A 24,426-nucleotide genomic window follows, 5' to 3' on the forward strand; every position below is an offset into this window, starting at 1 on the left:
GCCGGCCGGCGGTGTCGTCGAGCCCGTGGTCGTTCCGCCCACCGGCCGGCCGGCCGTCACCCCCGGCGTGCTGGGTGGTCTGGCCCTGATCACGCTGGCCGGCGGTGCGGCGCTGGTCGCGAGGCGGGTTCTGCGGCGCCCCGGAGATTGACCCCGCGGTCTCCCGCGGAACCTCGGGAAGCATCGCCGGTTCCTGCTCCGCGCCGGCCGCGTAGCGGTCCGCGGGGCCGTGGACGGCCGGGCAGCGGCTCGCGGTCTCACGACTGGCGGGTCGCCGCCAGCGTGCCCAGCAGGACCAGCGCGTCCGCGCTCGGCGAGCCCGGCTGCGCGTGGTAGACGATGAGTTCCTGCCCGGCCGCGCCCCGTACGTCAAACGTCTGCATGCGCAACGTGATCTCCCCGACCTCGCCGTGCCGGAAGCTCTTGACCGCTTGGGCCTTGCCGCGGGCCTCGTGCCGCGACCACAGCCAGGTGAACTCCGGGCTCTCCGCCAGGAGCTTGCGCAACACCGCCCGCACCCGCGGGTGCTGCGGGTCCTTGCCCAGCTGCACCCGGAACCCGGCCACCGCGCTCGCGGCGGTGGCCGGCCAGTCCAGATAGAACCGCCGGGCCAGTGGGTCGAGGAAGACCAGCAGCATCAGGTTGCGGGAGAACGGGAAGCCCTCGAACAGAGCCTCCCCGATCGGGTTGGCGGCCAGCACGTCGTAGGCCGGACCGAGCACCAGCGCCGGATTCTGCGGCCAGGCGTTCATCAGCTCCAGCAGGCTCGGGTCCACCCGCTCCGGACCGGGAGCGGCCTGCGGGCGCGGGGCGAGCCCGGCCAGCCGGAACAGGTGGGCCCGCCCGTCGTCGTCGAGCCGCAGCGCCGCCCCGAGCGCGTCCAGGACCTGCACCGACGGGTTGCTCTCCCGGCCCTGTTCCAGCCGCACGTAGTAGTCGACGCTGACCCCGGCGAGCTGCGCCACCTCCTCGCGGCGCAGCCCGGGCACGCGCCGCTGTCCGAACGTGGTCAGTCCGACGTCGGCCGGCCGCACGGCGGCCCGGCGATGGGCGAGGAAGTCTCCCAGGGGTGTGGCGGGCATGCCGTCGAGCGTAGGCGGACCGCCGCCGCGCTGCCTGGCAGCAGCACTCCCAGGGAGCGCCGCGGCCTGCCCGGGCGGCGCCCGCCGCCGCAGGATCGGGACATGACCAACACCGACAAGATCATCCTGATCACCGGGGCGAGCAGCGGCATCGGCGCGGCCACCGCCCGGCGGCTGGCCGGCGACGGGCACCACGTCGTCGCCGGGGCCCGCCGCAAGGACCGGCTCGACGAGCTGACCCGGCGCATCCACGCCGACGGCGGTTCGGCCGAGGCCGCCGAGCTGGACGTGACCGACCCGTCCGCGATGACCGCCGTCGTCGAGGCCGTGCTGAGCCGGCACGGCCGGCTCGACGTGCTGGTCGCCAACGCCGGCGTGATGCTGCTGTCCCGGCTCGGCGCGCTGCTGGTGCCGGAGTGGGACCGGATGCTGGACGTCAACGTGCGCGGCCTGCTGCACGGTGTGGCCGCCGCCCTGCCGGTGTTCGAGCGGCAGGGCAGCGGGCACCTGGTGACCGTGGCCTCGGTCGGCGCGCACGAGGTGGTGCCCACCTCGGCCGTCTACTCGGCGACCAAGTTCGCGGCGTGGGCGATCACCGAAGGCCTGCGCCAGGAGGCCCGGCCGGGGATCCGGGTCACCACCGTCTCGCCGGGCGTGACCGATTCGGAACTGGCCGACCACATCACCGACCGGTACGCGCAGGAGGCCATGCGCGCCTATCGCGCCGCCGTCATCAGCGCCGACAGCATCGCCGCGGCGATCTCCTACGCGATCGGGCAGCCGCCGGACGTCGACGTCAACGAGATCGTCATCCGCCCGGCCGGGCAGCGGCCGCCGTCATGACCCGCCGGCCCGGATGAGGTCGAGCAGCCGGCTCTGCGAGCGGCCCGCCCGGATGCGCACACCCGCGGTGGCGGTGTGCACCCGCACGATGGTGGCCAGGGCCCGGACGTCGAGGAACGTCATGGCGGTGATGTCCAGGGTGTCGCCGGGCCGCAGCTCGCGGGCCAGGGCGGCGAACGCGGCGGAGTTCGCCAGGTCGGCCTCACCGGAGAGGCTGAGCGTCCGCCCGTCGTGCAGGCGCCGGTGGCGCAGTGGCGAACGGTCCTGCAGGCCCGCCGGATGGGCCTGGCACGCGGCCGCCACCTGCTGCTCGGAGAAGATCCGGGAGTCGTAGTGGCAGATCGCCGTCAGCTCCCGGCTGGTGAACAGCCCGGCCGCCCCGGCCTCGAAATCGACCAGCGCCTCCAGGTCCACCCGGGCCGCCCAGCTCATGTCGACGCTGACCCAGAGCCCCGAGAAGCCGTCGGCGACGGCCTGCCGGGTCGCGCCCGCGTAGGCCCGGTGCAGGTGGTCCGGGTCGAACCGGCCCGGCGCCAGCTGCACCGCCCGGCTGTCCGCGAGCCGGACCCGGCCGTCCGCGACGGCGGCGGCGACCGTCCGGCTGCGCCGGCAGAGGTGGCGCCGGAACTCGTCGAGGCGGTCCCGGTACGGGTCCCCCGGAAAGACCATGACCTGGGCGGACGCCGCGAGGGCCTGTTCGGCGAAGGTGACGGTCGCGTCGGCGAACTGCGCCGGCGCCAGGAAGGTGGCGCCGATGTGGTCACCGGGTTGAACGGTGAGCATGGAGATCACCCCCGAGGCTCGGTACGGCCGGCGGCGAGCCGGATCGTGAATCCCGCCGGGCCGTGTTCGAACGTGACGTAGGCACACACCTGATGGGTGAGCCAGAGCCCCATGCCGCCGTCGGCCGGGGAACGGTCGGTCGGCAGCAGCCCGGCGAACGGATCGCGCAGCCCGCTCCCGGCGTCGGTCACGGTGACGACGATCCGCTCGGGCGCGCTCCACAGCCGTACGGTGACCGGCGGTTTCCCGTGCCGGATGGCGTTGGTGACCGCCTCGGTCGCGCCCAGCGTGAGCCCGTCGAGGTCGTCCGGCGACAGCCGGGCGGACCGGCCGGCGTCGGTGACCGCGTGCCGGACCTGCGCCGGCATGGGGTTGAGCAGCTCGATCCGCGGGACGCTGTCCTCGAGCCGGTCACGCCACGACGGGGTGTGCGCGGCCAGGAACGTCTCCGGGTCGACGAAGGCCGGGTTGGGCCGGTGTTCGCCGCCGACGGCGATGTGCGGGTGGGTGCTGCGCACCTGCTCCAGCACATGGTCGGGGACGGTCCGGGTGTCGTAGGGGCACAGGCCCCAGAGCGGGAAGTCGTCGTAGGCCCGGTTGACCGCCGCCTCGTAGCGCGCCCACCAGTCCCAGGGCACCCCGGTGCCCGGATGCGGGACGTCGCCGGCGATGCGGATCTGACCGGCTCCGGCCGTCACATAGCCGGCCAGCATCTCCCGGTAGGCGCGGATCGCGGAGGCGGGCCGGGCGTACTGCAGATCGGCGTCGACGAACCGGATGCCGCTGCCGGTGCCGAACTTGTCCCGGACCAGGGTCTGGTTGTGCCCGGCGAACGCGGAGACCACCGGCTCACCCGCCTCCAGCCCGTCGGTGAAGAACGGCACGACGATGTCCAGAAAGGCCTGATCGGAGCCGTAGAACGCGGTCTCGTGGAAATAGCCCTCGTGGCTCGCGGCTGCGCCTGTTCTCATTCCGGACTCATCCGTGACGTGTGGCTCGGCGGCTCATTAGTGGCGAACTCTGCCGCAGTCCCCGTCGGCGCGCAACCGGGTCACACGATCAGCATCAACCGACCAGCGGGCGCTCGTACGATCGGCGGCATGACGGTGACTCTGCGGGACGTCCGGGACGCGGCCGAGCGGATCGAGGGGGTCGCGCACCGTACGCCGGTGATCCGCTCCCGCACCCTGGACGGGCTGGTCGGTGCGCGGGTCCATCTCAAGGCGGAGAACCTGCAACGGATCGGCGCTTTCAAGATCCGGGGTGCGTACAACGCGATCGTGCAGCTGCCGCCGGACCAGCTGGCCCGGGGGATCGTCACCTATTCGTCCGGCAACCACGCGCAGGCGGTCGCGCTCTCCGCCCGGGAACTGGGCAGCACCGCGGTGATCGTGATGCCGGCCGACACCCCGCCGTCCAAGCTGGACGCCGTTCGCGGGTACGGCGCCGAGATCGTCACGTACGACCGGTACAGCGGCGACCGGGAGGCGATCGGCCGGCAGCTGGCTGAGGAGCGTGGCCTCGCGCTGATCCCGCCGTACGACCACCCGCACGTCATCGCCGGGCAGGGCACCGCCGCCCTGGAGCTGCTGGAGGACGCCGGTGAGCTGGACGCGATCGTGGTGCCGGTGGGCGGCGGCGGCCTGATCGCCGGGAGCGCCGTCGCGGCCAAGGGCCTGCAGCCGGGGATCCGCGTGATCGGCGTCGAGCCGCGGGCCGGCGACGACACCAAGCGGTCGCTCGCCGCCGGGGAGCGGGTCCGCATCGACGTGCCGCGCACCATCGCCGACGGGCAGGCCGCGCCGATTCCCGGCGAGCTCACCTTCGCCCTGAACCGGACGCTGGTCGACGAGATCGTGCTGGTCAGCGACGACGAGCTGCGTGAGGCGATGCGCTTCGCGGTGGACCGGCTGAAGCTGGTGCTGGAGCCCAGCGGGGCGTCGGGGCTGGCCGCGCTGCTGTTCGGCCGGCTCGACCCGGTGCCGGCCCGGATCGGGGTGATCATCTCGGGCGGCAACGTGGGTGCGGCCCGGCTGGCCGAGCTGATCGGCACGCCGCCGGGCAGCGATATGTGACTGAGTCATATATCGTGGGGGCATGTCGACGCTGGAGATGAAGTTCGAGATCACGTCGTGGGACGAGAAGCCCTACCGGGAGTCGCCGGACGGCAAGTGGACCCGGGCCGAGGTGACGCTCGCCGGCACCGATCCGGACGGGCAGCTCGCCGAGGGCGCCTTCGAGTCGTTGATGTTCTACCGGGCCGACGGCACCAGCACCTATGTCTCGCTGATGTCGCTCACCGGCACGCTCGACGGCCGGCACGGCACCGTGGTCCTCGCCGGGGAGGGCACCTTCGACGGCACGACCGCCCGCGGCGAGTCCCGGGTGATCGAGGCGACCGGCGAGCTGCGCGGCCTCACCGGCACGGCCACCAGCAGCTCCACCCACGCGGACTATCCGTTCATGCCGCTCACGGTGACGTACGACGTTGGCTGACCCGCTCAGCGCGGAGGCCAATCTGCTCGGCGCGCTCGCCCTGGTGCTCACCGACCAGATGGCTGCCGCCGGGGCTGCCGAGGCCGGCGAGTCCGGCGCCGCGGCCGCGGCGCTCACCTCGCTCCACCAGTTCCTCGACCGGCCGACCCTGGACACGCTGCGCCGGGTGCTCGGGCTGACCCACTCCGGCGCGGTGCGGCTGGTGAACCGCCTGGAGGCCGAGGGGCTGGTGACGCGAGCGCCGGGAGCCGACGGGCGATCGCGGGCGGTGACGCTGACCCCGGCCGGCCGGCAGGCCGCGACACGGGTGGCGGCGGCCCGGGCCGCCGTGCTGGAGCGCGCGCTGCGCGGCCTGCCGCCGGACAGCCGGGCCACCCTGCACGAACTGCTCGGGCCGGTGCTGGCCGCGATCGTCCAGGGCAAGGACGGCGGCGCCTGGATCTGCCGGCTGTGCGACCTGCCCGCCTGCGGGCGCGACCAGGGCCGGTGCCCGACCGCGAACGCCGCGGCCGCCCGTTTCGGGGTGGATCAGACCGGCGCGTCCTGAGCGGACTCCTGCGCGTCCCGGGCGGCCTGGACGAAGGCCCGGACCAGCGCGGTCTCGCCGGCCGTGCGCCACACCGGGGCGTAACGCAGCACCGGTCCGTCGGTGATGGGCAGGAAGACGAGGTCGCTGCGCCGCCGGGAGGCGGCCGCGTCCGCGCCGATCGGGGAGACGACCGTGCCGGTGGCGACCGCGGTGAAGGCCTCCTCCAGGGTGGTCACGGTGGTGCCGCGCCGGATGGGCCGCCCGGACGGTGTGGTGAGCGGTGTGTGCGTGTGCCAGACATAGTCCGGAATGGGCCCCTCCGCCTCCACCACCGGATAGTCGCCGAGATCCTCCATGCCGACCCGGTCGCGCCCGGCGAGCGGATGGCCGGCCGCGACCACCAGCACCAGCGGCTCGGGGTGCAGCGTCGGCCCGACGGAGAGGTCGGGTTCGCGCACCGGCAGCCAGAGCACCGAGACGTCGACCTGGCCCGCGCGCAGCCGTCCGAACGGGTCGGTGGGCAGGATCTCGCGCATGCGCAGCTCGCACTGCGGGTGCCGCTGCCGGAACAGATCGAGCACGTGCGTGATCCGCTGGTAGTGGGTGGCGAACGTGCCGACGGTCAGGGTGCCGGTCTGCCCGCTGGCGGTGGCGGCCGCCTCGTCGACGCCGGCCATGATCTCGCCGTAGCCTGCGGCGAGCCGGTCGCGCAGCCGCTCACCGAGCGGGGTGAGGCGCACACTGCGGCTGGTCCGCTCGAACAGGGCGCCACCGATCCGGCGCTCCTGCAGTTTGATCGACTGGCTGACCCGGGCCTGGGAGACGTGCAGCCGCTCGGCGGTCCGCCCGAAATGCAGCTCTTCGGCCAGGGTCAGGAAGATCTCGATGTCCCGTAGTTCCACCTGATCGTCCGCTCCCTCTGGTCGTCGCGACCCGGAAGTCTACGACGCGCGGCCGACCGATAATCAACGGCTTAATCGACGTTTCGATCTTTCGCATTGTTCCGGCGCCGCCGCCCGGGCGATCGTGAGCCGATGAGCGAGCGCTTGATCGACATCGTCGCGGTGTCGGATCACCCCGGGGAGTCGCGGTGGCACGCGGTGGCGCCGTGCGGCTCGGTGGCCGGGGTGGCCGCGGTGCGGCCGCTCGCTGCGCCCGGGCTCTCCTTCCTGCCGCCGCCGGACCCCGCGGCGGCCGTCGAGCTGTCCCTGGTCGTGGAGCCGGACTGGCGGCGCCGGGGAATCGGCTCGCGGCTGCTGGCGGCCGCCCGCGACCGGGTCGGCGCGCCGGGCCTGGTCACGGACGTGACCGAGGGCTCGCCGGGGGAGGCCTTCTGCCTGCGGCACGGTTTCCGGCGGGCCGGATCCCGGCGGCGGGATCTGCTCACCTACTGCGACGTGCACCGGGCCTGGCTGGGTGAGCTGGTCGACACCGAGCATCCCGGATATCACCTGACCCACCCGTCCGACGATCCCGTGCTCACCACCGCGCACGCCGGCGACGATCTCGCGGCTTACGCGGTGGCCGTCGTCGGCGCGGCCTCCCAGCCCCGCGCCCGCCAGTACGGACCGGTCGTGCTTCCCGGCCACCGCGGCCACGGGCTCGGTCTGTGGGTCAACGCCGCGCTGATCCAGCGGCTGAGCGAGATCCACCCGCACGTCACCGAGATCGAGACCGCCACCGACGAGGACGATCCGGCGCTGCTCGCGGTCCGTGAGCACCTGGGCTTCCGGGCGCTGGGGCACACCCGCCGTTACACGCTCGGCTCCGCCTGATCGCGTGCCGGTGTGTGCAGGACCTGACGGCCCAGCTCGGCGGCGCGGGTGATGCTCTCGTTGACGAAGCCGAGGAAGCGGGCGATGTTCTCCAGGCGGGCGGCGGCCGGGGTGTCCCGGCCGAGCACGCCGGCGCCGTGCCGGACGGTCTCCATGAGCTGCTCGGTGGCCCGGACACTGGCGATCGTCGACTGGTACCAGACGTCGTCGTCGACGACGTAGCGGTCGCGGCGGCGCTCGTCGCGCTCGCGCCGGACCAGGCTCTGACTCTCCAGGAAGGCGATCGCCTTGGAGATGGACGCCGGGCTGACCTGCAGGCGCTGGACGAGTTCGGACGCGGTCATGCTGCCGCTGTCGGTCAGATAGAGACAGCTCATCACCCGGGCCATCATCTTGGGGGTGCCCGCCTGCATGAGGGCGGTGGTGAAGGTCTCCTCGAACTCGCGCAGCGCCTCGGTGTCGCGCCCGTGCGCCTGCGGCGGCGCCTCCGTCCCGCGGGGCGCCGCCTGCCTGCGCCGGTGGGCGCGGCGCTCGGTGGCGTGGTGGGCGAGGTCGGCGCGATAGCCGGTGGGACCGCCGTTGCGCATCACCTCACGGGTGACCGTCGAGGTGGGGCGGTCGAGGCGCCGGGCGATCTCCGCATAGGCGAGGCCGTCGGCCAGGCCCAGCGCGATCTGCTGGCGTTCCTGCTGGGTGAGTCTGCCTCCCGGCATCGCGTTCTCCTTCGTGCTCCGTGATGCCGTCAGGATAGCGTTCATTCACACTCCATTGCAACGCATGTTGCGTTAGATTCTGAACCGTTGCAACGATTGCAATAGCTCTAGCTGGGAGAATGAAGGATATAAGCAACGACTCTGTTGCCCATATGTCGAACGCAACGTAGCTTTTCCGTTGTAAGAAACAACGAGCCGGAGGAGCCAGCAATGCAGACGTTCGACAGCCCCGCCACCGTCGCCGCCACCGTCGACATCCCCGCCGGGCGCATCCAGTTCATCGCCGCCGACCGGACCGACACCACCGTCGAGGTCCGGCCGGCGGACGCCTCGAAGAGCCGCGACGTGAAGGCCGCCGAGCAGACCACGATCGAGTTCGCCGACGGTGTCCTGCGGGTGGCGACCACGGTGAAGAACCAGATCCTCGGCCCGTCCGGCAGCGTCGAGGTGACCGTCCAGCTGCCCGCCGGCTCCCGCGTCGAGGCGAAGGCGGCCGGCGCCGAGGTCCGCGGCGTCGGGCGGCTCGGCGAGGTCGGCTTCGACGGCGCGCAGGGCGTGATCAAGCTCGACGAGGCGGCGAGCGTCCGGATCGTCACGTCCGCCGGCGACGTCACGATCGGCCGGCTCACCGGCCCGGCCGAGATCACCACCGCCAAGGGCGACATCCGCATCACCGAGGCCACCAGCGGCACGGTCGTGCTGAGCACCCAGGCCGGCAACGTGACCGTCGGCGCCGCTGCCGGCGTCTCGGCCGCCCTCGACGCCGGCACCGGCTACGGCCGGGTCAGCAACAGCCTCAAGAACGACGGCGCCACCGAGCTGACCATCCGGGCGACCACCGGCTACGGCGACATCGACGCCCACAGCCTCTGACCGGCCGGCTCAGCCCGGTCGCCGGCGGGCCTGGCGCACCTCCCGGTCGACGGCCCAGGCGTCGGCGACCGGGCCGAGGTGCGCCAGCTTGTCGGGGTTGATCACCCCGCGGACGGTCTGGATCCGGCCGTCCAGGATCTCCAGCACCAGCACGTTGAGGACCCGGCCGTCCCGGTCACGGAAGATCGCACCGGGCTGGCCGTTCACCTCGTGCGGCTCGATCGCCACGCCGACCCGGGTCATCCAGGGCAGGACCGTGGCCAGCAGCCGGGCCACGTTCTGCGCGCCGGCGACCGCCTTGGCCAGCTGCGGCGCCTTGCCGCCACCGTCGCCGACCAGCTGCACGTCGGCGGCGAGCAGCTCCTGCAGCCCGCCGACGTCGCCGTCCTGCAGCGCCTCGAAGAACCGGGCCGCCAGCTCCTGCCGCTCGTGCCGGTCCGCCTCGAACCGCGGCCGGCCGTCCCGCATGTGCCGGCGGGCCCGGACGAGCAGCTGCCGGCAGGCCGGCTCCGACCGCCCGACCGCCGCGGCGATCTCGTCGAAACCGAAGGCGAACACGTCGCGCAGCAGGAAGACCGCCCGTTCCAGCGGGCTGAGCCGTTCCAGCAGCAGCAGGGCGGCCATCGACACCGAGTCGGCCAGCTCCGCCGAGCGGGCCGGATCCTGGTACGGGTCGGTGAGCAGCGGTTCCGGGAACCACGGGCCGACGTACTGCTCCCGGCGCACCCGGGCCGAGCGCAGCACGTCGATGGAGACCCGGGTCACCGCGGCGGCCAGGAACGCCTTGGCCGACGTCGGCCGGGTCGCGGTGGCGTCGAACCGCAGCCACGTCTCCTGCACCGCGTCCTCGGCCTCGTTCACGCTGCCGAGGATGCGGTAGGCGATGGAGAACAGCAGCGGCCGCAGCTGTTCGAACTCGTCGACCTTGTTCATGGGTTCAGTGAAACTGACCGGGCTGGTAACTGCCGGCCGGCTGCTGGGTGATGATGTTCAGCCGGTTCGCCGTGTTCATGAACGACACCAGGATCACCAGCGCGGCCAGCTGGTCGTCGTCGTAGTGCTTGGCGGCGGCCGCCCACACCTCGTCGTCGACCCCGGTGCCCGCGTCGGCGACCCGGGTGCCCTGCTCGGCCACGGCGAGGGCGGCACGCTCGGCATCGGTGAAGACGGTGGCCTCGCGCCAGGCGGCGACCAGGTTCAGCCGTACCGCGCTCTCGCCGGCCGCGGCGGCGTCCTTGGTGTGCATGTCGATGCAGGCGGCGCAGCCGTTGATCTGGCTGACCCGCAGCGCGACCAGCTCCTGGGTGGCGGCCGGCAGTGCCGACTCCTTGATCGACCGGCCGGCCGCCATGAAGTGCTTGAGGGTCCGGCTGCCGGTCGGGCTGGTCAGGTAGTTCAGTCGTGCGGTCATCGTCTCGCCTCCGTGCTCGTCGGGAAGGGGCTACCACTCCCGAGACGAGGTAGCCCGGCTCCCAGTGACACGGTCAGCGGCCCAGCGGTGTGATCACCACCTCACCGGCAGGCTCGTGACGAAGTCGGTGAGCGCACCGGACAGCAGCCCGTGGTCGCGGGCCGACGGGTGCCAGTCGCAGCCGAGCAGGTCGAGGCCGAGGGCGGCGTTGTCGTAGTGCAGCGCGTGCACCCGGCGGTCACCGGCGGCGCGGCGCTGCTCGACGATCCGCTCGATCGACTCGGCCAGGGCGGTGGTGGTGCCCATGTCCGGGTAGGTGAGCACGAGCTGGGTGTGCGGGCCGTACCGGTGCCGGAGCTTGCCGAGGAAACCCAGGTAGGCCGCGCGGTAGTCGGCGGCCAGGGCGGCCTCGCTGGCCCAGCGCTCGCCGGGGTTCAGGGCGGTGGAGAAGTCGTTGATGCCCAGCCCGATCACCACGACCTGCGGCTGCCAGCCGCCGGGGCGGTACCGCGCGGTGTCGGCGGCCTGCAGCGTGCGGTCGTAGTAGGTGCGGTAGTCGACGTCCGGGTTGCCGCCGTTGTAGTTGCGCACCATGCCCATCCCGGACCAGGCGTTGAGCTGGTAGTCGGCGCCGAGCGCCCGGGCGGTGCGGGCGCCGAAGCTCTCGTCGGCGTTGGTGTTGCGGTCGACCCCGCCGGTGCCGGTGCAGTCGCGGCCGGGGGACATGTTGCCGTAGCCGGCGGTCCAGGAGTCGCCGATGAACTCGATCTGCCGGTGGCGGGCCGCCGGCTCACTCAGGACGGCGCCGCTGGCGCCGGCGACGAACCCGCCGAACTGCCCGGCCACCCAGGGACTCTCGGTGCGTTTGGCGATCCGTACGGTGTGGACGCCCGCACTCAGCCCGCGGACCCAGTGGGTGGTCCGCCCCGGCGTCACCAGGGTGACCGGCGCCCCGCCGTCGATCTGCACCGCGTAGTCGTTGACGGCGTCGTCGAGGACGATCCCGACGTCGGCGCCCCGGAACCGTCCCTCGAAGTAGACGCCGGGCCAGGTGAAGCGCACCCCGGCGCCCCGGTCGTCGACGCGGCCGGCGGTGTGCGCGCGGGCGAGCGCCCGCGAGTCCGGCGCCACGGCACGGCCGGTGACCGGGGAGATCTTCCCGGAGCAGAGTCCCCGCTCCCGCAGGGTGGCGGCGATCTGCGGGATCGCGGCGATGGTGTTCGCGGGCCAGTCGTGCAGGAGCAGGACGTCGCCGTCACGCAGCCTCGCGGCGCTCGCCACGATCTGCTCGACCGTGGCGTTGTTCCAGTCCTGCGAGTCCACGTCGGTGTTGATCTCGGTGAGGCCGAAGCGCCGCTGCACGGCGCGCAGCGCGTCGTTGGTGTCCAGGTACGGCGGCCGGAACAGCTCGGGTGTCACCCCGGTGACCCGCCGGACGACCTCCTGCGTACGGGAGATCTGCGCGGCCTGCTCCGCCTCGGTGAGCTGGGTCATGTGCGGGTGGTCCCAGCTGTGGTTGCCGATCCACATCCCCGCCGCGAGCTGGGCCCGGGCCAGATCCGGGTGGGCCTCGACGTTCTGCCCGGTGTTGAACACGGTGGCCCGCAGCCCGGCCCGCCGCAGGGCGGACAGCAGCGCCGCGGTGGTGCCGGCGGCCGGCCCGTCGTCGAAGGTCAGCCCCACGTATCCGGCGCAGGCCCGGCCGGCGCCGGCCGGGGCCGCGGCGGCGGGCGTGACGATCGCGCCGGCGATCAGTGCGGTGGTGGCCGTCAGCGCGGCGAGGCGTCTCGTCGACATGTCTGGGAGCGCTCCCGAGTTCGAGGAATGTCGATGGCCGAGCCTAGCCGCCGGGGCGCGATATATCGAGAAGATAGCTCGGCGCATATGTCGTGCCCCTAGCCTCGTTCCGCTTCTGCTCGCACTGGGAGAGGAACGACAGAGTGCCGAACCGAATCGGCCTGCTCGCCGCGGCCGGAACCGTCGTGATGGTGTCCTCGGCCTGCGGCGGCGCGGACCCGGCGCCGGCCTGGGTGGCGCCGTCCGAGGCCGCGCCCGCTGCCGAGTCCCCGGCCCCGCCCGCGCGCCCGAAGCAGATCACCTCGGCCTGTGACCTGCTCGCCGCGACCGTGGTGATCGATCTGCTCGGCGGGTCGGAGCGGACCAGGCTGGCTGCCAAGGAGCTGCCGGCGGAGGAGGGGCCGAACGGCAACGTCTGGCGGCACTGTGCCTACGGCCGGGACGGCAAGCAGCCGTTCGCGCTGTCGGTCGCGACGATGCCGAACCGCTCTGACACCGTCGAGGAGACCATCGACGCGGTCGCGAAGGCGGGCGAGAAGTCGGTGCGCATCAAGGACCTCGGCGCCGCCGCGGTCGGCTACGTCGAGGGCGGCAGCCGCGCGGTGATGGCCGTGGTGCCGTACCAGAACGAGCTGCGGGTGGTCCAGTTCACCGGTCCCACCGTGGTTCCGCGCGACAAGCTCGCCGACACGGTGCGGCACGTTCTCGCCAAGATCTGACAGCGTTCCGGCGGGGGATTCCGTTACTCGCGATGGCCGATGATGCGCACTGCGCGAATGTCCGTCTTCGCCTAGGCCCCCGCCGCCCGCTTTTCCTAGCCTGTGGAGCGTTCAGGGGGAGGCGGTTCGGTGGTCTTGACCGTCACGGGTGAGATCGACATGGAGACGGTGGAGCACCTCCGGGCGGTCTTGTGGCAAGCGCTGGCCGCTCCCGGCGGCGCTGAGATTGTCGTGGACTTCGCCGGGGTCACGTTCTGCGACGCCACCGGCGTTCAGGCGCTCGCGGACGCGCACGCCCAGGCACGGGCGAACGGCGTCCGGCTGCGGCTGATCAACCTGCGGCGGCCGGTCCGCCGGGTTCTGCAGATCACCGGCATGCTGGAGCCGCTGACCGAGGGCGATCACTGACCGGCGGCCCGGCGGGCATCGGCCAGCCGGCCGGCCGGTGTTTATCGAGGGATCGCGAGCCCGGCCACAGTGGGCAATCATGGGCGAATGTCCACTGATAAGACGCGCCGCGCGAGGAACATCCTTTCCTACCGGTCGAGCAACTCAATCTTGAGCTTCTATTCGAAGGATTCCGTCCTGTCGGTCGGATCTTTCGGGTCGATCCTGTCGGTCGGTTCCTTCGGCTCGGTCCTCTCGGTCGCCTCGGTCGGTTCCTTCGGGTCCGTGGCATCGGTCGGCTCGTTCGGCTCGGTCCTGACGATCGGGACGTTCGGCTCGGTCCTGGCGACGGGCTCCTATCTGGCCGCCGTGGCGGTGGTCGTGGCTGTCGCCCTCGCGGTGGTCATGATCGGGCGGGTCAGCAACTCGCTGCCGCACGACGACATCGCACACTGAGCACGCGACAGCGGTGGGCCGGCCTGGGAATTCGCTGGGAGCAGTCTTAGCGGGCCGTTAGTTCGCGCGTGCGCTATCGGTAGAACGGCCAGTCGGCGACTGGACGAAAGGCGCTGTTCCGCGAGTGAAGTAGCGGCAGTCATGGATGGATTCGTAACCTCAGACCAGGCGCACGAGCGACAGTGCATTGTGGAATGATCACTGGCACGGGGGCATTAGTGGTGATTCGAAAAGCAGTAGAAAAAGCAGTGATGGCGACCAGGGTGTTCGAGCGACATCGTCCGGATCGTCCGAAATAGGCGGGCGATCCATGGACTTCCGCGTTCTCGGTCCGCTCGAGGCCATCGCCGATGACGGTCGCCGTCTCGACCTGGGAGGTCATCGCCAGCAGATCGTGCTCGCGAGTCTCGCGCTGGAACCGGGCCGGGTGATCTCGGTCGGGCGGCTGGTGACCGCCGTCTACGGCGAACGGCTGCCCAGCAGCGCGCGTGCCCAGGTGCAGATCTGCGTGTCGGCGCTGCGCCGGCTGCTGGCCGCCGACGGGCGGCCGGAGGCCATCACCACCCGCCATCAGGGTTACGCCCTGGACGTCCCGGATTCCGAGGTCGACCTGCAGCGCTACGAGTCACTGCTGACCCGGGCGAGCAACGCCGCCGGCAAGGAGGAGGCGGTCAGGCGCTATCGCGAGGCACTGGGCATGTGGCGTGGCGCGCCGCTGGAGGGCCTGGACAGCGAGCCGCTGCGGGTGGCCGCCGATCGGCTGGTCGAGCGCCGGCTGACCGTCACCGAGGAGTGCATCGACCACGAGCTCGATCTGGGCCGGCACGGCGACCTGATCGCCGAGCTGAGCGGACTGGTCACCGCCTATCCGCTGCGTGAGCGCCTGCGGGGCCAGCTCATGCTCGCGCTCTACCGGTCCGGGCGGCAGGCCGAGGCGCTGGAGTGCTACCGGTCGGCCCGCCGGATCCTGATCGACGAGCTGGGCCTGGAGCCCAGCGAGCGGCTGCAACTGCTGGAGCGCTCGATCCTGAGCTCCGACACCGGGCTGAGCGTGCCCACACCACGGGAGACGGTGGAGATCGGGCTGCCCGTCGCGGCGGAGCCGATCGAGGTTCCGCCGGCGCCGCCGGAGATCGTCGAGCCGGCGCCGGCCGGCAGCGGGCCGAGCATGCTGCCCACCGACATCGCCGACTTCACCGGCCGCTCCACGCAGATCCGGGACATCCAGACCCTGCTGGCGGTCGCGGCGGACAACCCGGCGCAGCTGGCCGTGCCGATCGTCGTGGTCACCGGCAAGCCCGGCATCGGCAAGACCTCGCTCTGCGTGCACGTCTCGCACCGGCTCGCCTGGCGCTATCCCGACGGTCAGCTCTTCGCCGACCTGCACGGCGGCGCGTCCCGGCAGGCTAGTCCCACCCAGATCCTGGAGCGGTTCCTGCGCACGCTCGGCGTGCCCGGCGCCGCGATACCGGACGGGCTGGAGGAGCGGGCGGAGATGTACCGCGGGCTGCTCGCCGACCGGCGCATCCTGATCGTGCTGGACAACGCCGGCAGCGAGACGCAGGTGCTGCCGCTGCTGCCGGGCAACCCCAGCGCGGCCGTACTGATCACCAGCCGGCGCCGGCTGGCCGGACTGCCCGGCGCGGCGCACGTCGAGGTCGACATCTTCGACCGGGAGCAGTCCATCGAGTTGCTCTCGCGGATCGCCGGCGACGACCGGGTGCAGGCCGAGACCGCCGCCGCGACCGAGCTGGCCGAGCTCTGCGGCCAGCTGCCGCTGGCGCTGCGCATCGCCGGCGCGCGATTGTCGGCCCGCCCGCACTGGACGGTGGAGCAGCTGGCCAGCCGCCTGGAGAACGAGTCGCGCCGGCTCGACGAGCTCAAGCACGGCGCCCTCGGGATCCGGGTGAGCATCTCGCACACCTACGACAACATGGACGACGACGCTCGCCGGCTGTTCCGCCGGCTGGCCCTGCTCGACTTCCGGGTCTTCGGCGGCTGGGCCGGCGCCGCGCTGCTCGACATGCCGCTGGTCGAGGCCCAGGACCTGCTCGACGACCTGGTCGACGCGCAGCTGGTGGAGATCACCGGCACCGAGGCGGGCCCGCGCATCCAGTACCGGTTCCACGACCTCATCCGGGTCTTCGCCCGGGAGCGGCTGGCGGTGGAGGAGACGGCGGCCGACCGTACCGCCGCGTTGTCGCGGGTGCTCGGCGCGCTGCTGTTCCTCACCGAGCAGGCACGCGGCCGGCTGCACGGCGAGGAGAGCCCGCAGGTGCACAGCGAGGCCGAGCGGTGGGCGTTCGCGCCGAAAGTGGCCGAGCGGCTGATCGGCGATCCGATGAGCTGGCTGGAACGCGAACGGCTGACGCTGGTCGCCGCGGTGCGCCAGGCCATCAAGGTGGGCCTGATCGACGTGTGCTGGGATCTGGCGTTCACCGCGGTGGCCCTGTTCGAGTCGAGGATCTATCTGAACGACTGGCGCGACACCCACCGGGTCGCGCTGGCCGCCTGCCGGGCCACCGGCAACCAGCGGGGCCAGGCCGTGATGCTCTACTCCACCGCCTCGCTCAGCATCGTCGAGAAGAACTTCGACGAGGCCCGGCGCAACCTGGAGCAGTCCGAGCAGCTGTTCGAGCAGCTCGGCGCCGACCAGGGCGCCGCTCTGGTCGGCCGGCACCTGGCGTACCTGGACCGGGTCGCCGGCGACTTCGACAGCGCGTCGCGCCGCTACGAGAAGGCGCTGGTGGTGCTGCGTTCCGCCGGTGACCTGGCCGCCGCGGCGTACGTGCTGAACAGCATGGCGCAGACCGCGCTGGAGAAGGGCGACCCGGACGGCGCGAAACGGCTGCTGCCGCAGGCGCTGGAGCTGAGCCGGCGGGCCGGCCACCGGCGGATCGAGGCGCAGGTGCTGCACCGGCTGGCCGACACGCATCTGGGCGCGGGGCAGCTGGCGGCGGCCGTGACGGCGTACGGCGAGTGCCTGGCCGCGGTGCACGAGCTGGGTGATCCGATCGGCGAGGCGTACGCGCTGCACGGTCTCGGCCTGGCCCAGCTGCGCTCCGGCGATCACGCCCAGGCGAGCGTCACGCTCAACGACGCGCGGGCGCTGGCCGCCGCCAACGGCGAGCGGATGATCGAGGCGCGGGTCGAGCGCAGTCTCGGCGAGCTGGCCCTGACCGCGGGGCGGGCGTCGCAGGCGGTGGTGCACCTGCATCGGGCGCTGAGCCTGTTCCGCAGCATCCAGGCGCCGGTCTTCGAGGCGGAGGTGCTGGCGATGCTCAGCGACGCGTACGCGGCCGCCGGTGGAGCCGACCGGCCGCTGGTCGATGCGTCGGTGACCGACGCGCTGGTCGTGCTGAGCGAGAAGCACCTGGCGGTGGCGGAGCCGGAGCCCTGCCCGGCCGTGCGGACCTGATAGGCGGTACCAAAGAACATCGGACGGCCGGCCGGATGGCCTGCCGTCCGATGTCTACGGTCGCGGGATCGCGCTCCGATCAGGTCCACGGCCATTGGCCGTTGGGCGCGGCCGGCAGCGACGTCGCCACCGTTGGTGTGATCGGAGCCTCCGGGGCGACCTCGTCGGCCTGCGCGGCTGCGGCACCGCCGAGGGCGATGGCGGTGCCGATGACGCCGGCGACGGCGACGGCGACGTTGACGATGCGGACGATGGTCGAACGCATGAAATCCCCCGTTGATCGAGCGTGGCTGCCGGTGTTCTCCCTGGCAGCGGTTCTGGCAACGACGTTATGAGGGACAACCATTGATGCGTTATCGAACCCCTTTCCGCGGTGGTGATAACCGATCGAATGCCGGGTGATAGCGGGCCCTTCGAAGATCGCCGAAATGGGGTGCGCCCACCTCGGGCCGAACAGTGAGTGAGTAACCGATGAATGTCACCGCACAAGCCCTCGATGTCGTCTACGGCCAGCCCGCGGCCGGTGTGCCGGCCCGGCTGGAACAGCAGACGCCGGAGGGCTGGAAGGCCGTCGCGGGCGCGGCGACCGACGAGAACGGGCACATCGGCGACTGGGCCAAGAGCCGGCTCGAACGGGGCACCTATCGGATCGTCTTCGACAGCCGCTCCTATTTCGCGAACCTCGGCGTGGGCTCGGTCTACCCCGAGATCGCCGTGGCCTTCGTGATGGTCGGGGAGGCGGACGCCTGTCAGATCCAGGTGCTGCTCGCGCCCTATTCGTACTCGATGTTCTTCGACGTCCGCTGCTGACCCACGGATGGTGCGGCGATAAGGGGACGACAGCAGTGGTCCCTAGCGTCATCGGTAGACCGGAACCGCGATCGAAACGGAAGGGACGATCATGACACTGATGGAGCGCCAGGACGCGATCGCGGGTGCGCTGCTGCTGCTCACGGTTCTGGGCCGGGAGACCGGCTGGGACAAGGGCGAGGCCGCGGCGCAGCCGACGAACCCGGCGCGGGGTGCGGCGGTCCTGAGCGAGGCGGAGCGCCGGGTCGCTGCGCTGGCCGCGGCCGGATACACCAACCGGGAGATCTCCGCGAAGCTCTACATCACGATCAGCACGGTGGAACAGCACCTGACCCGGACGTACCGCAAGCTCAGCGTGACGCGGCGCACCGACCTGCCGGCGAGCCTGGGCCCGGACCACGCCGCGACCGCCTGAGGTCGCGCCCATCGGGCGCGACCTCGGGTGGGTCATCGCTGAGAGAAGCCGTCGGCGCGGCCTTTGAGGGTTTCGGCCAGTTCGGTACGGCTGGTGACGCCGAGTTTGCGATAGCAGTGCTGCAGGTGGTTCTCCACGGTGCGCACCGACAGCCACAGCTGCTTGGCGATCTCGTCACTGCGCAGGCCCCGCGCGGCCAGCGCGGCCACCTCCTGCTCGCGGGTGGTCAGCGGGACCAGGGTGGACGCGGCCGGCCAGGAGACCGGGGCGGCGATGCCGGTCTCGGCGATCAGGTCGGACAGCCGGCGGGCGGAGGCGTTGGCGGTCACCTGTTCCCCGGCGGTGCGCAGGTGGGCCTGGGCGTGTGCGCTGGCGGCGGCGGCGAGCAGGCGCAGGCCGCGCTGCCCGTAGGCGCGGGCCGAGGCGTTGAGGGCGGCGCCGGAGCGGCGGGCCAGGGCGGTCAGACAGCCGGCGTGGACCTGCGGCAGGTCGTAGTCGCAGTCCTCGCCGAGGCGGGCGAGCCGCTTGGCGAGGCCGAGGTCGGGGATGGCCTGCCCGGCGATCAGCAGGGCCTCGGCGACGCCGGCGCGCCGGCCCAGGCTCTCGGCCCGGTCCGCGGCGCGCAGGGCCTCCTCGCTGGCGAAGTTGATCTGACCGCGGATCAGCAGGACCTGAGCGGTGGCGAGCGCGACCATCTCGTCGAGGTCGGGGGACCTCAGGGCAGTGGTGATCGCGCGGGCCTCGTCGAGGGCGCCGGCCGGGTCGACGTCCGAGCGCCAGGCCTGGCACAGCGCCATGCCGGTCATCGCCCGGATCTGGGTCCAGCCGGCCTCCTCGCCGTGCAGGGTGGCCAGGGCGCGGCGCAGGCTGACCTCGGCCTCGTCGAGGGCGCCGTGCTGCAGGTGGGCGGTGCCGGCCAGGGCCTGCCCGGCGGCGAGGGCCAGGCGGTGGCGCAGCAGGCGGCCCGCACCGGTCAGCTGGCGGGCGACGTCGAGCGCCTCGGGAATGCGGCTGACCGTGATCAGGGCCCGGCCGCGCAGCAGCAGGGTGCAGAGCCGCAGGTCCGGGGTGAAGTGGGCGAGCGTGGTGTCGCCGATCTCGGTGCTCGCGCGCACCGCGGCCTCGGCCTGCCCGGCGGCGAGCAGGGCGTGCAGGTGGGCGAGGAAGGTCCGCTGGCCGTCGCGGGTGCTCAGGATGAGGTTCTCCAGGCGCTTGTGCAGGGTCGGCAGCAGAGTGGAGACGTTCTCGGACCCGGCGGCGACGAGCGAGCCTGCCGCGTCGAGCTGGGTGCGCAGCGAGCGGATGTCGGATCGTTTGACGGCGCGCTGTGCGGTGTTCAGGTCGGCCAGCCAGAGGGTGAGCACCTCCAGGCGGTGCGCGGCCAGCGGGGCGCGGACCTCGGCGGGGGCGATCGTGGTGGAGGTGGCGAGCATCTGCTCGGCGGCGCGCGGCCGGCCCTCCCGGATCGCGATGTCGGCCAGCAGCGGGGTGCTCGCCGGTTCCTTGGCGTGCGGGTGCAGCAGCTGCTGCACCCAGCGCGGGGTGCGGTTGCGCAGGGCGGTGCCGGCGGCGGCGATGGCGTGGTCGACCGCGACCGGGCAGCCGGCGGCGAGCCGCAGCTTGGCGATGTCCAGCGGGTCCATCAGGTCGGTGCGGTCGACCGGCTGCTGCAGGGCGTCCAGGCAGGCGCGGGCGAGCCGGCGGCGCTGGGCGCGGGTGCCGATGGCGTTGACGATCGGGAACAGCCAGCCGGTGCCGGGCGACACGATCGCCCGGTCCCCGTCCGGTACGGCGAGCAGCCCGCGCCGCTCCAGCCGCTCCACAGTGTCCTGCACCTGCAGGGCGTCGGCGAGCATCAGCGGCAGGCCCTCGGTGATGGTCAGCAGTTGCAGCAGGTCACGTTCGGCCGGTTTCAGCGGGTTCAGGGAGGCGGCGGCGGTCTGGCTGAACCAGGTGGGGAAACTGACCGGCCCGTCGAGCTGCCAGACGCCGTGGACGCTGGTGAGCTTGCGCTGGCGCACCATGGTGTCGACGGCTTCGCGGATCAGCAGGGGCAGTCCGGCGGTGGCCTCGCCGATCTCGGTGAGCGTGAGGTCGTCGATGACGCCGCCGAGCCGGCTGCTGCAGTAGGTGTGCAGTTCCGCCTCGGTGAGGGCGGGCACCTCGGTGACGGCGAGGTTGAGGCCGGCGGCGCGTTCGGCCAGGTGCGGGAAGAGCAGCGGCCGGGTGGCGGCGACCAGGTTGAGTTCGCCGGTGGTGGCCGCGTCGGCCAGGGAGCCGAGGGTGCGGTCGTCGAGCCGGTCGGCGTCGTCGATCAGCAGGACGTCGGCGCCCTGCGCGGTGGTGTCGGCGACGGCGGCCTCGGTGGTGGCGGCGCCGTGCACGAGGCGGCAGTGGTTCTGTAGGTCTTCTGACAGTGCCCGCAGCAGGTGGGTTTTGCCGCTTCCGTACGGTCCGACGAGCAGGACGCCGGGTTCTCGTGGTGACCGTAGTGCTTGCAGGACGCCCTCGCGAACGGGGCGTCGTTCCAGGTAGGACCAGTCGGATGACATTCCGCGGCTCCCTACTAGCGATCGACTCTCAGTAGCCTGCGCGTGACTTTCGGTGTGGCTGAGTATCGCGTACCCGGTCGGTTCACCCGTTCGAATGAGTAGCCGGTGCTCACGACAGCGTGAGTACTCCGGTCGAAGGGTGGGAGACGCGCTCACAGCCATCGGAAACACAGAAAGGGGAGCGGCATGACCACCACCGCCACACCCGGAGCGGTCACCTCGCTGCTCGGCCAGCAGAGCCAGGGCAACACCGGGCAGACGCAGGCCCAGCAGCTCGACCCGCAGGGCTTCTTCGACTTCGTGATCAAGAACCTGCCGACGTTCGTCAAGGTCGTCCAGGACATCGTCACGCAGTCCGCCGGCCCGCAGGGCTACCAGCCGCAGCAGTCCGGCTACGGCCAGTACCAGCCGCAGCAGTTCGGCTTCGGCGGCATGCAGCCGCAGGGGGTCGACCCGCAGGGCTTCTTCGACTTCGTCACCAAGAACCTGCCCACCCTGATCAAGGTGGTTCAGGACGTGGCCGGCGCCCTGACCAGCCAGTCCATGACACCGCAGGGCATGCAACCGCAGGGCCAGCAGCAGCAGCAACAGCAGCAGCAGGTCGACCCGCAGTTCCTGCAGTTCATCCTGCCGGCGCTGCCGGCGATCGCGACCGCGATCGGCCAGTTGCTCCGGCCGCAGTCCGCCGGTCCGCAGGGCTTGCAGCAGCAGTCGTACGGCGGCATGCAGCCCCAGCAACAGCAGCAGGTCGACCCGCAGTTCCTTCAGTTCCTGATTCCGGCGATCCCGGCGATCGTCAGTGCCGTCAGCCAGCTGATCCGCCCGCAGCAGTTCGGCCCGCAGAGCTTCCAGCCGCAGCAGCAGCAGCTCGACCCGCAGTTCCTGTTCAACATCATCAAGCAGATCCTGCCGCCGCAGATCCGGCAGGTCGTGGACCAGTTCCTGCCGTCGCAGTTCGGGCCGCAGTCGATCCTCCCGATGCCGTACCCGGGTCAGCAGTACCCGTGGAGCTCCGGCTACACCGGCTGGCCGTTCCAGCAGCGCCCCAGCATGCAGATGTCCAACTAGGGGCTCGTCCGGCAGCCAGCGAAGGAGTCGGCGATGACCGTGCACACCATGGCCACGCCCCAGCGGGAGCAGACCGCGCGACTGCTAGTCCTGCTCCGCCGGTACGTGGTGGACCAGCTCCGGCAGTACCCGTTCCTGCTGCCGTCAGTGCAGGCGCTGCGTGAGGCCGCGCGCGCCTTCGGGCGCAACGACCTGCAGCAGGCGCACCGCAAGGGCATGGAGGCGTACCAGTTCATCATGCGGACCCGGGACGCCTACCCCGGCATGCCGTTGCCCTAGCGGAGTGGACGCCCCCATGAAAGAGCGTTACCTCCTCGGCGGGAGCACGGTGCTGCTCCGTGCTCTCGTCGAGGTCGTGACAGCGGACGACGACCTCGATCTCATCGCGATCGGCGGAACCGCTGATCATCCCAGCCACCTCGTGGTCGAGGTGCCGGCCGAGTGGGCCGACGCCCTGCGCCTGGCATTCCGCGGGCAGCTGATCGTCGAACCCGACGCCCTCATCGACCCGTCATGACGCCTGACCCATCCCATCCGGGAGGTAACCATGCCACCCCCTAGCAAGCGGCGCCCATCGTCGCCGCATCCGGACAACTCACCGCTCACCTCCCGGGAGAGGCCGTACCTGGTGGCCCGGCAGGATCCGGCGCTGCTGCCGGCCAGCGTCCAGCCCTCGTCCGTTCCCCTGGAGGAGCGGCTGCGGGCGGAGGGCATACCGGTGGACCGCACCATCGGCCCGCAGAGCCTCGCCGTGCTGGAGACCACTCCGGCGGCCCTGCAGCAGGTCTTCCTCGCCCGGATGCCGGACGAGAAGGCCGCCCAGCTGGCGGCCGACCCGACGATCATCATCGAGGAGGACGCCCCGCTGCATCTATCCCCGGTGACGCCGGTCTTCGACAACGTCGACCCGGCGGTCTTCAACCCGTTCGGTGTCGGCAGCAGCTGGCAGATCCGGGTCACCGGACCGGACGACGCCCCGGTCCCCGACGCCTCCGTGTTCCTGTACGGCGGCGGCGTGCCGGCCCAGGCGCGCACCGACAAGGACGGCGTCGCCACACTGACGCTGTTCAACGACTCTCCGGAATCGCTGCGCGGCCTCTACGTCAACCCGCAGTCGACGTACTGGAATCTGTGGCTGGACCGGCCACGGCTGACCGCCGGCACGGCGAACCAGGTCAAGCTGACTCCGCTGTCGTCGACGATTCCCGACCCGGCGGAGACCCAGGCCCTCGGCTGGGGTCAGCGCATCATGCGACTGGACCGCCTGGACCCGGCGTTGACCGGCGCCAACGTCAAGGTCGCGGTGATCGACTCCGGGACCGCGACCACGCACCGCGACCTGAGCCATGTGCGGCGCGGCCGGGACCTGACTGTCACTCCCGCCGACGACCACGGCTGGACCGACGACACCATGGGCCACGGATCCCACTGCACCGGGGTCATCGCCGCCCGCAACGACAAGGCCGGCATCAGCGGGTTCGCGCCCGCTGCCGAGGTGCACGAGCTGCGGATCTTCCCGGGCGGGCGGTTCAGCAGTCTGCTCGACGCCCTGGACTACTGCATCGAGCAGCAGATCGACGTGGTCAACATGAGCCTGGGCACCCAGACCGGCTCCAACCTGGTCGCCCAGAAGATCGGCCAGGCCAAGCAGGCCGGGGTGGCGTGCATCGCGGCGGCTGGCAACTCCGGCGGCCCGGTCCAGTTCCCCGGGTCGATCCGCGACGACGTGCTCACCGTCGCCGCGGTCGGCCGGCTCGGTGAGTTCCCGCCGACCAGCTTCCACGCCCAGCAGGTGACCGGCACGGTCGACAACGGCTACTTCTCGGCCAAGTTCAGCTGCTTCGGGCCCGAGGTCGACGTGTGCGCGCCGGGCGTGGCCATCGTCTCCGCGGTGCCGGCCGACGGCTTCGCGGCCTGGGACGGCACGTCCATGGCCGCCCCGCACGTCGCCGGGGTCGCGGTCCTGACCCTGGCCCACCATCCCGATTTCCAGTCCGCCTACCGCAACCGTGACGCGGCCCGCGTCGACCGGTTGTTCCAGATCCTCAAGCAGAGCGCCACCCCGCTCAACCTCGGCGGACCGGAGCGCACCGGCGCGGGCGTGCCCGACGTGCTGCGTGCTCTCGGCGCCGCCCCGGTCACCCCGGTCGCGCCGACACCGCCGGCCGACGGCGACTATATCGCCGCCGCGCTGGAGGATCTGCGCCGCGACTACCAGGACGCCGGTCTGCTCTGACCCACCAGGTGTGTGAAGAAGAGCCGCCCCGAGCGCCTTTTCTTCACACACCTGTCACCTGCT

At 72.1% G+C, this 24,426-nt stretch carries 25 protein-coding genes and 1 pseudogene; 16 read left to right on the forward strand and 10 right to left on the reverse strand.

The window, feature by feature from the left end:
- Positions 1 to 257 precede the first annotated feature (257 nt).
- Positions 258 to 1,082: a helix-turn-helix transcriptional regulator gene (locus tag AB0F81_RS30930; protein WP_360202907.1), complete on the reverse strand. Its 825-nt coding sequence runs from the start codon at positions 1,080 to 1,082 to the stop codon at positions 258 to 260.
- Positions 1,083 to 1,184: 102 nt separating this feature from the next.
- On the opposite strand from AB0F81_RS30930, the gene AB0F81_RS30935 reads away from it, so the two are divergent.
- Positions 1,185 to 1,925, forward strand: a complete 741-nt coding sequence (locus AB0F81_RS30935; RefSeq protein WP_360202909.1) for an SDR family oxidoreductase — start codon at positions 1,185 to 1,187, stop codon at positions 1,923 to 1,925.
- Here AB0F81_RS30935 and AB0F81_RS30940 read toward each other — a convergent pair.
- Entirely contained in the window at positions 1,920 to 2,708 is a 789-nt protein-coding gene (locus AB0F81_RS30940) for an MEDS domain-containing protein (RefSeq protein WP_360202911.1), read from the reverse strand. The two genes, AB0F81_RS30935 and AB0F81_RS30940, sit on opposite strands and share 6 nt — an antisense overlap.
- Before the next feature lie 5 nt (positions 2,709 to 2,713).
- Complete coding sequence (locus AB0F81_RS30945) at positions 2,714 to 3,679, reverse strand: sensor histidine kinase (protein WP_360202913.1); 966 nt, start codon at positions 3,677 to 3,679, stop codon at positions 2,714 to 2,716.
- Positions 3,680 to 3,808: 129 nt separating this feature from the next.
- On the opposite strand from AB0F81_RS30945, the gene AB0F81_RS30950 reads away from it, so the two are divergent.
- Genes AB0F81_RS30950 through AB0F81_RS30960 form a run of 3 tightly spaced genes read left to right on the forward strand, consistent with a single transcriptional unit; the run spans position 3,809 to position 5,751 of the window.
- Positions 3,809 to 4,783: a pyridoxal-phosphate dependent enzyme gene (locus AB0F81_RS30950; RefSeq protein ID WP_360202915.1), complete on the forward strand. Its 975-nt coding sequence runs from the start codon at positions 3,809 to 3,811 to the stop codon at positions 4,781 to 4,783.
- Positions 4,784 to 4,805: 22 nt separating this feature from the next.
- Complete coding sequence (locus AB0F81_RS30955; RefSeq protein ID WP_360202917.1) at positions 4,806 to 5,204, forward strand: DUF3224 domain-containing protein; 399 nt, start codon at positions 4,806 to 4,808, stop codon at positions 5,202 to 5,204.
- On the forward strand, positions 5,197 to 5,751 hold the full coding sequence (locus tag AB0F81_RS30960; protein ID WP_360202918.1) for a MarR family transcriptional regulator: 555 nt from the start codon (positions 5,197 to 5,199) through the stop codon (positions 5,749 to 5,751). The genes AB0F81_RS30955 and AB0F81_RS30960 overlap by 8 nt, the downstream gene beginning before the upstream one ends.
- On the opposite strand, the gene AB0F81_RS30965 is transcribed toward AB0F81_RS30960, so the two are convergent.
- Positions 5,733 to 6,635: a LysR family transcriptional regulator gene (locus tag AB0F81_RS30965; protein WP_360202920.1), complete on the reverse strand. Its 903-nt coding sequence runs from the start codon at positions 6,633 to 6,635 to the stop codon at positions 5,733 to 5,735. The genes AB0F81_RS30960 and AB0F81_RS30965 overlap by 19 nt on opposite strands.
- Positions 6,636 to 6,767: 132 nt before the next feature.
- On the opposite strand from AB0F81_RS30965, the gene AB0F81_RS30970 reads away from it, so the two are divergent.
- The gene (locus AB0F81_RS30970; RefSeq protein WP_360202922.1) at positions 6,768 to 7,508 is read left to right on the forward strand and encodes a GNAT family N-acetyltransferase; all 741 of its coding nucleotides are present in this window, start codon (positions 6,768 to 6,770) and stop codon (positions 7,506 to 7,508) included.
- Here the strand turns inward: AB0F81_RS30970 and AB0F81_RS30975 are convergent.
- On the reverse strand, positions 7,487 to 8,221 hold the full coding sequence (locus AB0F81_RS30975) for a helix-turn-helix domain-containing protein (protein ID WP_360202924.1): 735 nt from the start codon (positions 8,219 to 8,221) through the stop codon (positions 7,487 to 7,489). The genes AB0F81_RS30970 and AB0F81_RS30975 overlap by 22 nt on opposite strands.
- A 210-nt stretch (positions 8,222 to 8,431) precedes the next feature.
- On the opposite strand from AB0F81_RS30975, the gene AB0F81_RS30980 reads away from it, so the two are divergent.
- On the forward strand, positions 8,432 to 9,094 hold the full coding sequence (locus AB0F81_RS30980) for a DUF4097 family beta strand repeat-containing protein (RefSeq protein ID WP_360202926.1): 663 nt from the start codon (positions 8,432 to 8,434) through the stop codon (positions 9,092 to 9,094).
- Positions 9,095 to 9,103: 9 nt separating this feature from the next.
- Here the strand turns inward: AB0F81_RS30980 and AB0F81_RS30985 are convergent, their stop codons facing one another.
- From AB0F81_RS30985 to AB0F81_RS30995, 3 genes are all read right to left on the reverse strand, one after another.
- Positions 9,104 to 10,027, reverse strand: coding sequence for an RNA polymerase sigma-70 factor (locus AB0F81_RS30985; protein ID WP_360202928.1), 924 nt, complete (start codon positions 10,025 to 10,027; stop codon positions 9,104 to 9,106).
- Between the two features lie 4 nt (positions 10,028 to 10,031).
- A complete protein-coding gene (locus AB0F81_RS30990) occupies positions 10,032 to 10,505 on the reverse strand; it encodes a carboxymuconolactone decarboxylase family protein (protein ID WP_360202930.1) in 474 nt (157 codons plus the stop codon).
- 93 nt (positions 10,506 to 10,598) lie between these two features.
- Positions 10,599 to 12,302, reverse strand: a complete 1,704-nt coding sequence (locus AB0F81_RS30995; RefSeq protein ID WP_360202932.1) for a polysaccharide deacetylase family protein — start codon at positions 12,300 to 12,302, stop codon at positions 10,599 to 10,601.
- A gap of 143 nt (positions 12,303 to 12,445) precedes the next feature.
- Between AB0F81_RS30995 and AB0F81_RS31000 the strand changes: the two genes are divergently transcribed.
- The 4 genes from AB0F81_RS31000 to AB0F81_RS31015 all read left to right on the forward strand — a co-directional run bounded on the left by AB0F81_RS31000 (position 12,446) and on the right by AB0F81_RS31015 (position 17,282).
- Positions 12,446 to 13,021, forward strand: a complete 576-nt coding sequence (locus AB0F81_RS31000; protein WP_360202934.1) for a hypothetical protein — start codon at positions 12,446 to 12,448, stop codon at positions 13,019 to 13,021.
- A gap of 129 nt (positions 13,022 to 13,150) precedes the next feature.
- Positions 13,151 to 13,429: an STAS domain-containing protein gene (locus AB0F81_RS31005; RefSeq protein ID WP_360202936.1), complete on the forward strand. Its 279-nt coding sequence runs from the start codon at positions 13,151 to 13,153 to the stop codon at positions 13,427 to 13,429.
- 150 nt (positions 13,430 to 13,579) lie between these two features.
- Positions 13,580 to 13,864, forward strand: coding sequence for a hypothetical protein (locus AB0F81_RS31010; protein WP_360202938.1), 285 nt, complete (start codon positions 13,580 to 13,582; stop codon positions 13,862 to 13,864).
- A 310-nt stretch (positions 13,865 to 14,174) separates the two neighbouring features.
- Positions 14,175 to 17,282: a BTAD domain-containing putative transcriptional regulator gene (locus AB0F81_RS31015; RefSeq protein WP_360202939.1), complete on the forward strand. Its 3,108-nt coding sequence runs from the start codon at positions 14,175 to 14,177 to the stop codon at positions 17,280 to 17,282.
- A gap of 79 nt (positions 17,283 to 17,361) precedes the next feature.
- Here AB0F81_RS31015 and AB0F81_RS31020 read toward each other — a convergent pair whose 3' ends face one another.
- On the reverse strand, positions 17,362 to 17,547 hold the full coding sequence (locus AB0F81_RS31020) for a hypothetical protein (RefSeq protein ID WP_360202941.1): 186 nt from the start codon (positions 17,545 to 17,547) through the stop codon (positions 17,362 to 17,364).
- A gap of 206 nt (positions 17,548 to 17,753) precedes the next feature.
- Here AB0F81_RS31020 and AB0F81_RS31025 point away from each other — a divergent pair, with 206 nt between their 5' ends.
- Positions 17,754 to 18,092: a hydroxyisourate hydrolase gene (locus AB0F81_RS31025; protein WP_360202943.1), complete on the forward strand. Its 339-nt coding sequence runs from the start codon at positions 17,754 to 17,756 to the stop codon at positions 18,090 to 18,092.
- A 223-nt stretch (positions 18,093 to 18,315) separates the two neighbouring features.
- Positions 18,316 to 18,507 (forward strand): annotated as a pseudogene (locus tag AB0F81_RS31030) (helix-turn-helix transcriptional regulator); the annotation flags it as partial.
- Positions 18,508 to 18,539: 32 nt separating this feature from the next.
- On the opposite strand, the gene AB0F81_RS31035 reads toward AB0F81_RS31030, so the two are convergent.
- Entirely contained in the window at positions 18,540 to 21,059 is a 2,520-nt protein-coding gene (locus tag AB0F81_RS31035) for a LuxR C-terminal-related transcriptional regulator (protein ID WP_360202945.1), read from the reverse strand.
- Between the two features lie 186 nt (positions 21,060 to 21,245).
- On the opposite strand from AB0F81_RS31035, the gene AB0F81_RS31040 reads away from it, so the two are divergent.
- From AB0F81_RS31040 to AB0F81_RS31055, 4 genes are read left to right on the forward strand one after another with little or no spacing between them, the layout of a single operon-like run.
- On the forward strand, positions 21,246 to 22,127 hold the full coding sequence (locus AB0F81_RS31040; RefSeq protein WP_360202946.1) for a hypothetical protein: 882 nt from the start codon (positions 21,246 to 21,248) through the stop codon (positions 22,125 to 22,127).
- Positions 22,128 to 22,160: 33 nt separating this feature from the next.
- Complete coding sequence (locus AB0F81_RS31045) at positions 22,161 to 22,406, forward strand: hypothetical protein (RefSeq protein WP_360202947.1); 246 nt, start codon at positions 22,161 to 22,163, stop codon at positions 22,404 to 22,406.
- Between the two features lie 16 nt (positions 22,407 to 22,422).
- A complete protein-coding gene (locus tag AB0F81_RS31050) occupies positions 22,423 to 22,644 on the forward strand; it encodes a hypothetical protein (protein ID WP_360202949.1) in 222 nt (73 codons plus the stop codon).
- Positions 22,645 to 22,674: 30 nt separating this feature from the next.
- Complete coding sequence (locus AB0F81_RS31055) at positions 22,675 to 24,363, forward strand: S8 family serine peptidase (RefSeq protein WP_360202951.1); 1,689 nt, start codon at positions 22,675 to 22,677, stop codon at positions 24,361 to 24,363.
- Positions 24,364 to 24,426: the final 63 nt, after the last annotated feature.

The organism is Actinoplanes sp. NPDC024001, from assembly GCF_040638955.1.
Lineage (GTDB): Bacteria > Actinomycetota > Actinomycetes > Mycobacteriales > Micromonosporaceae > Actinoplanes.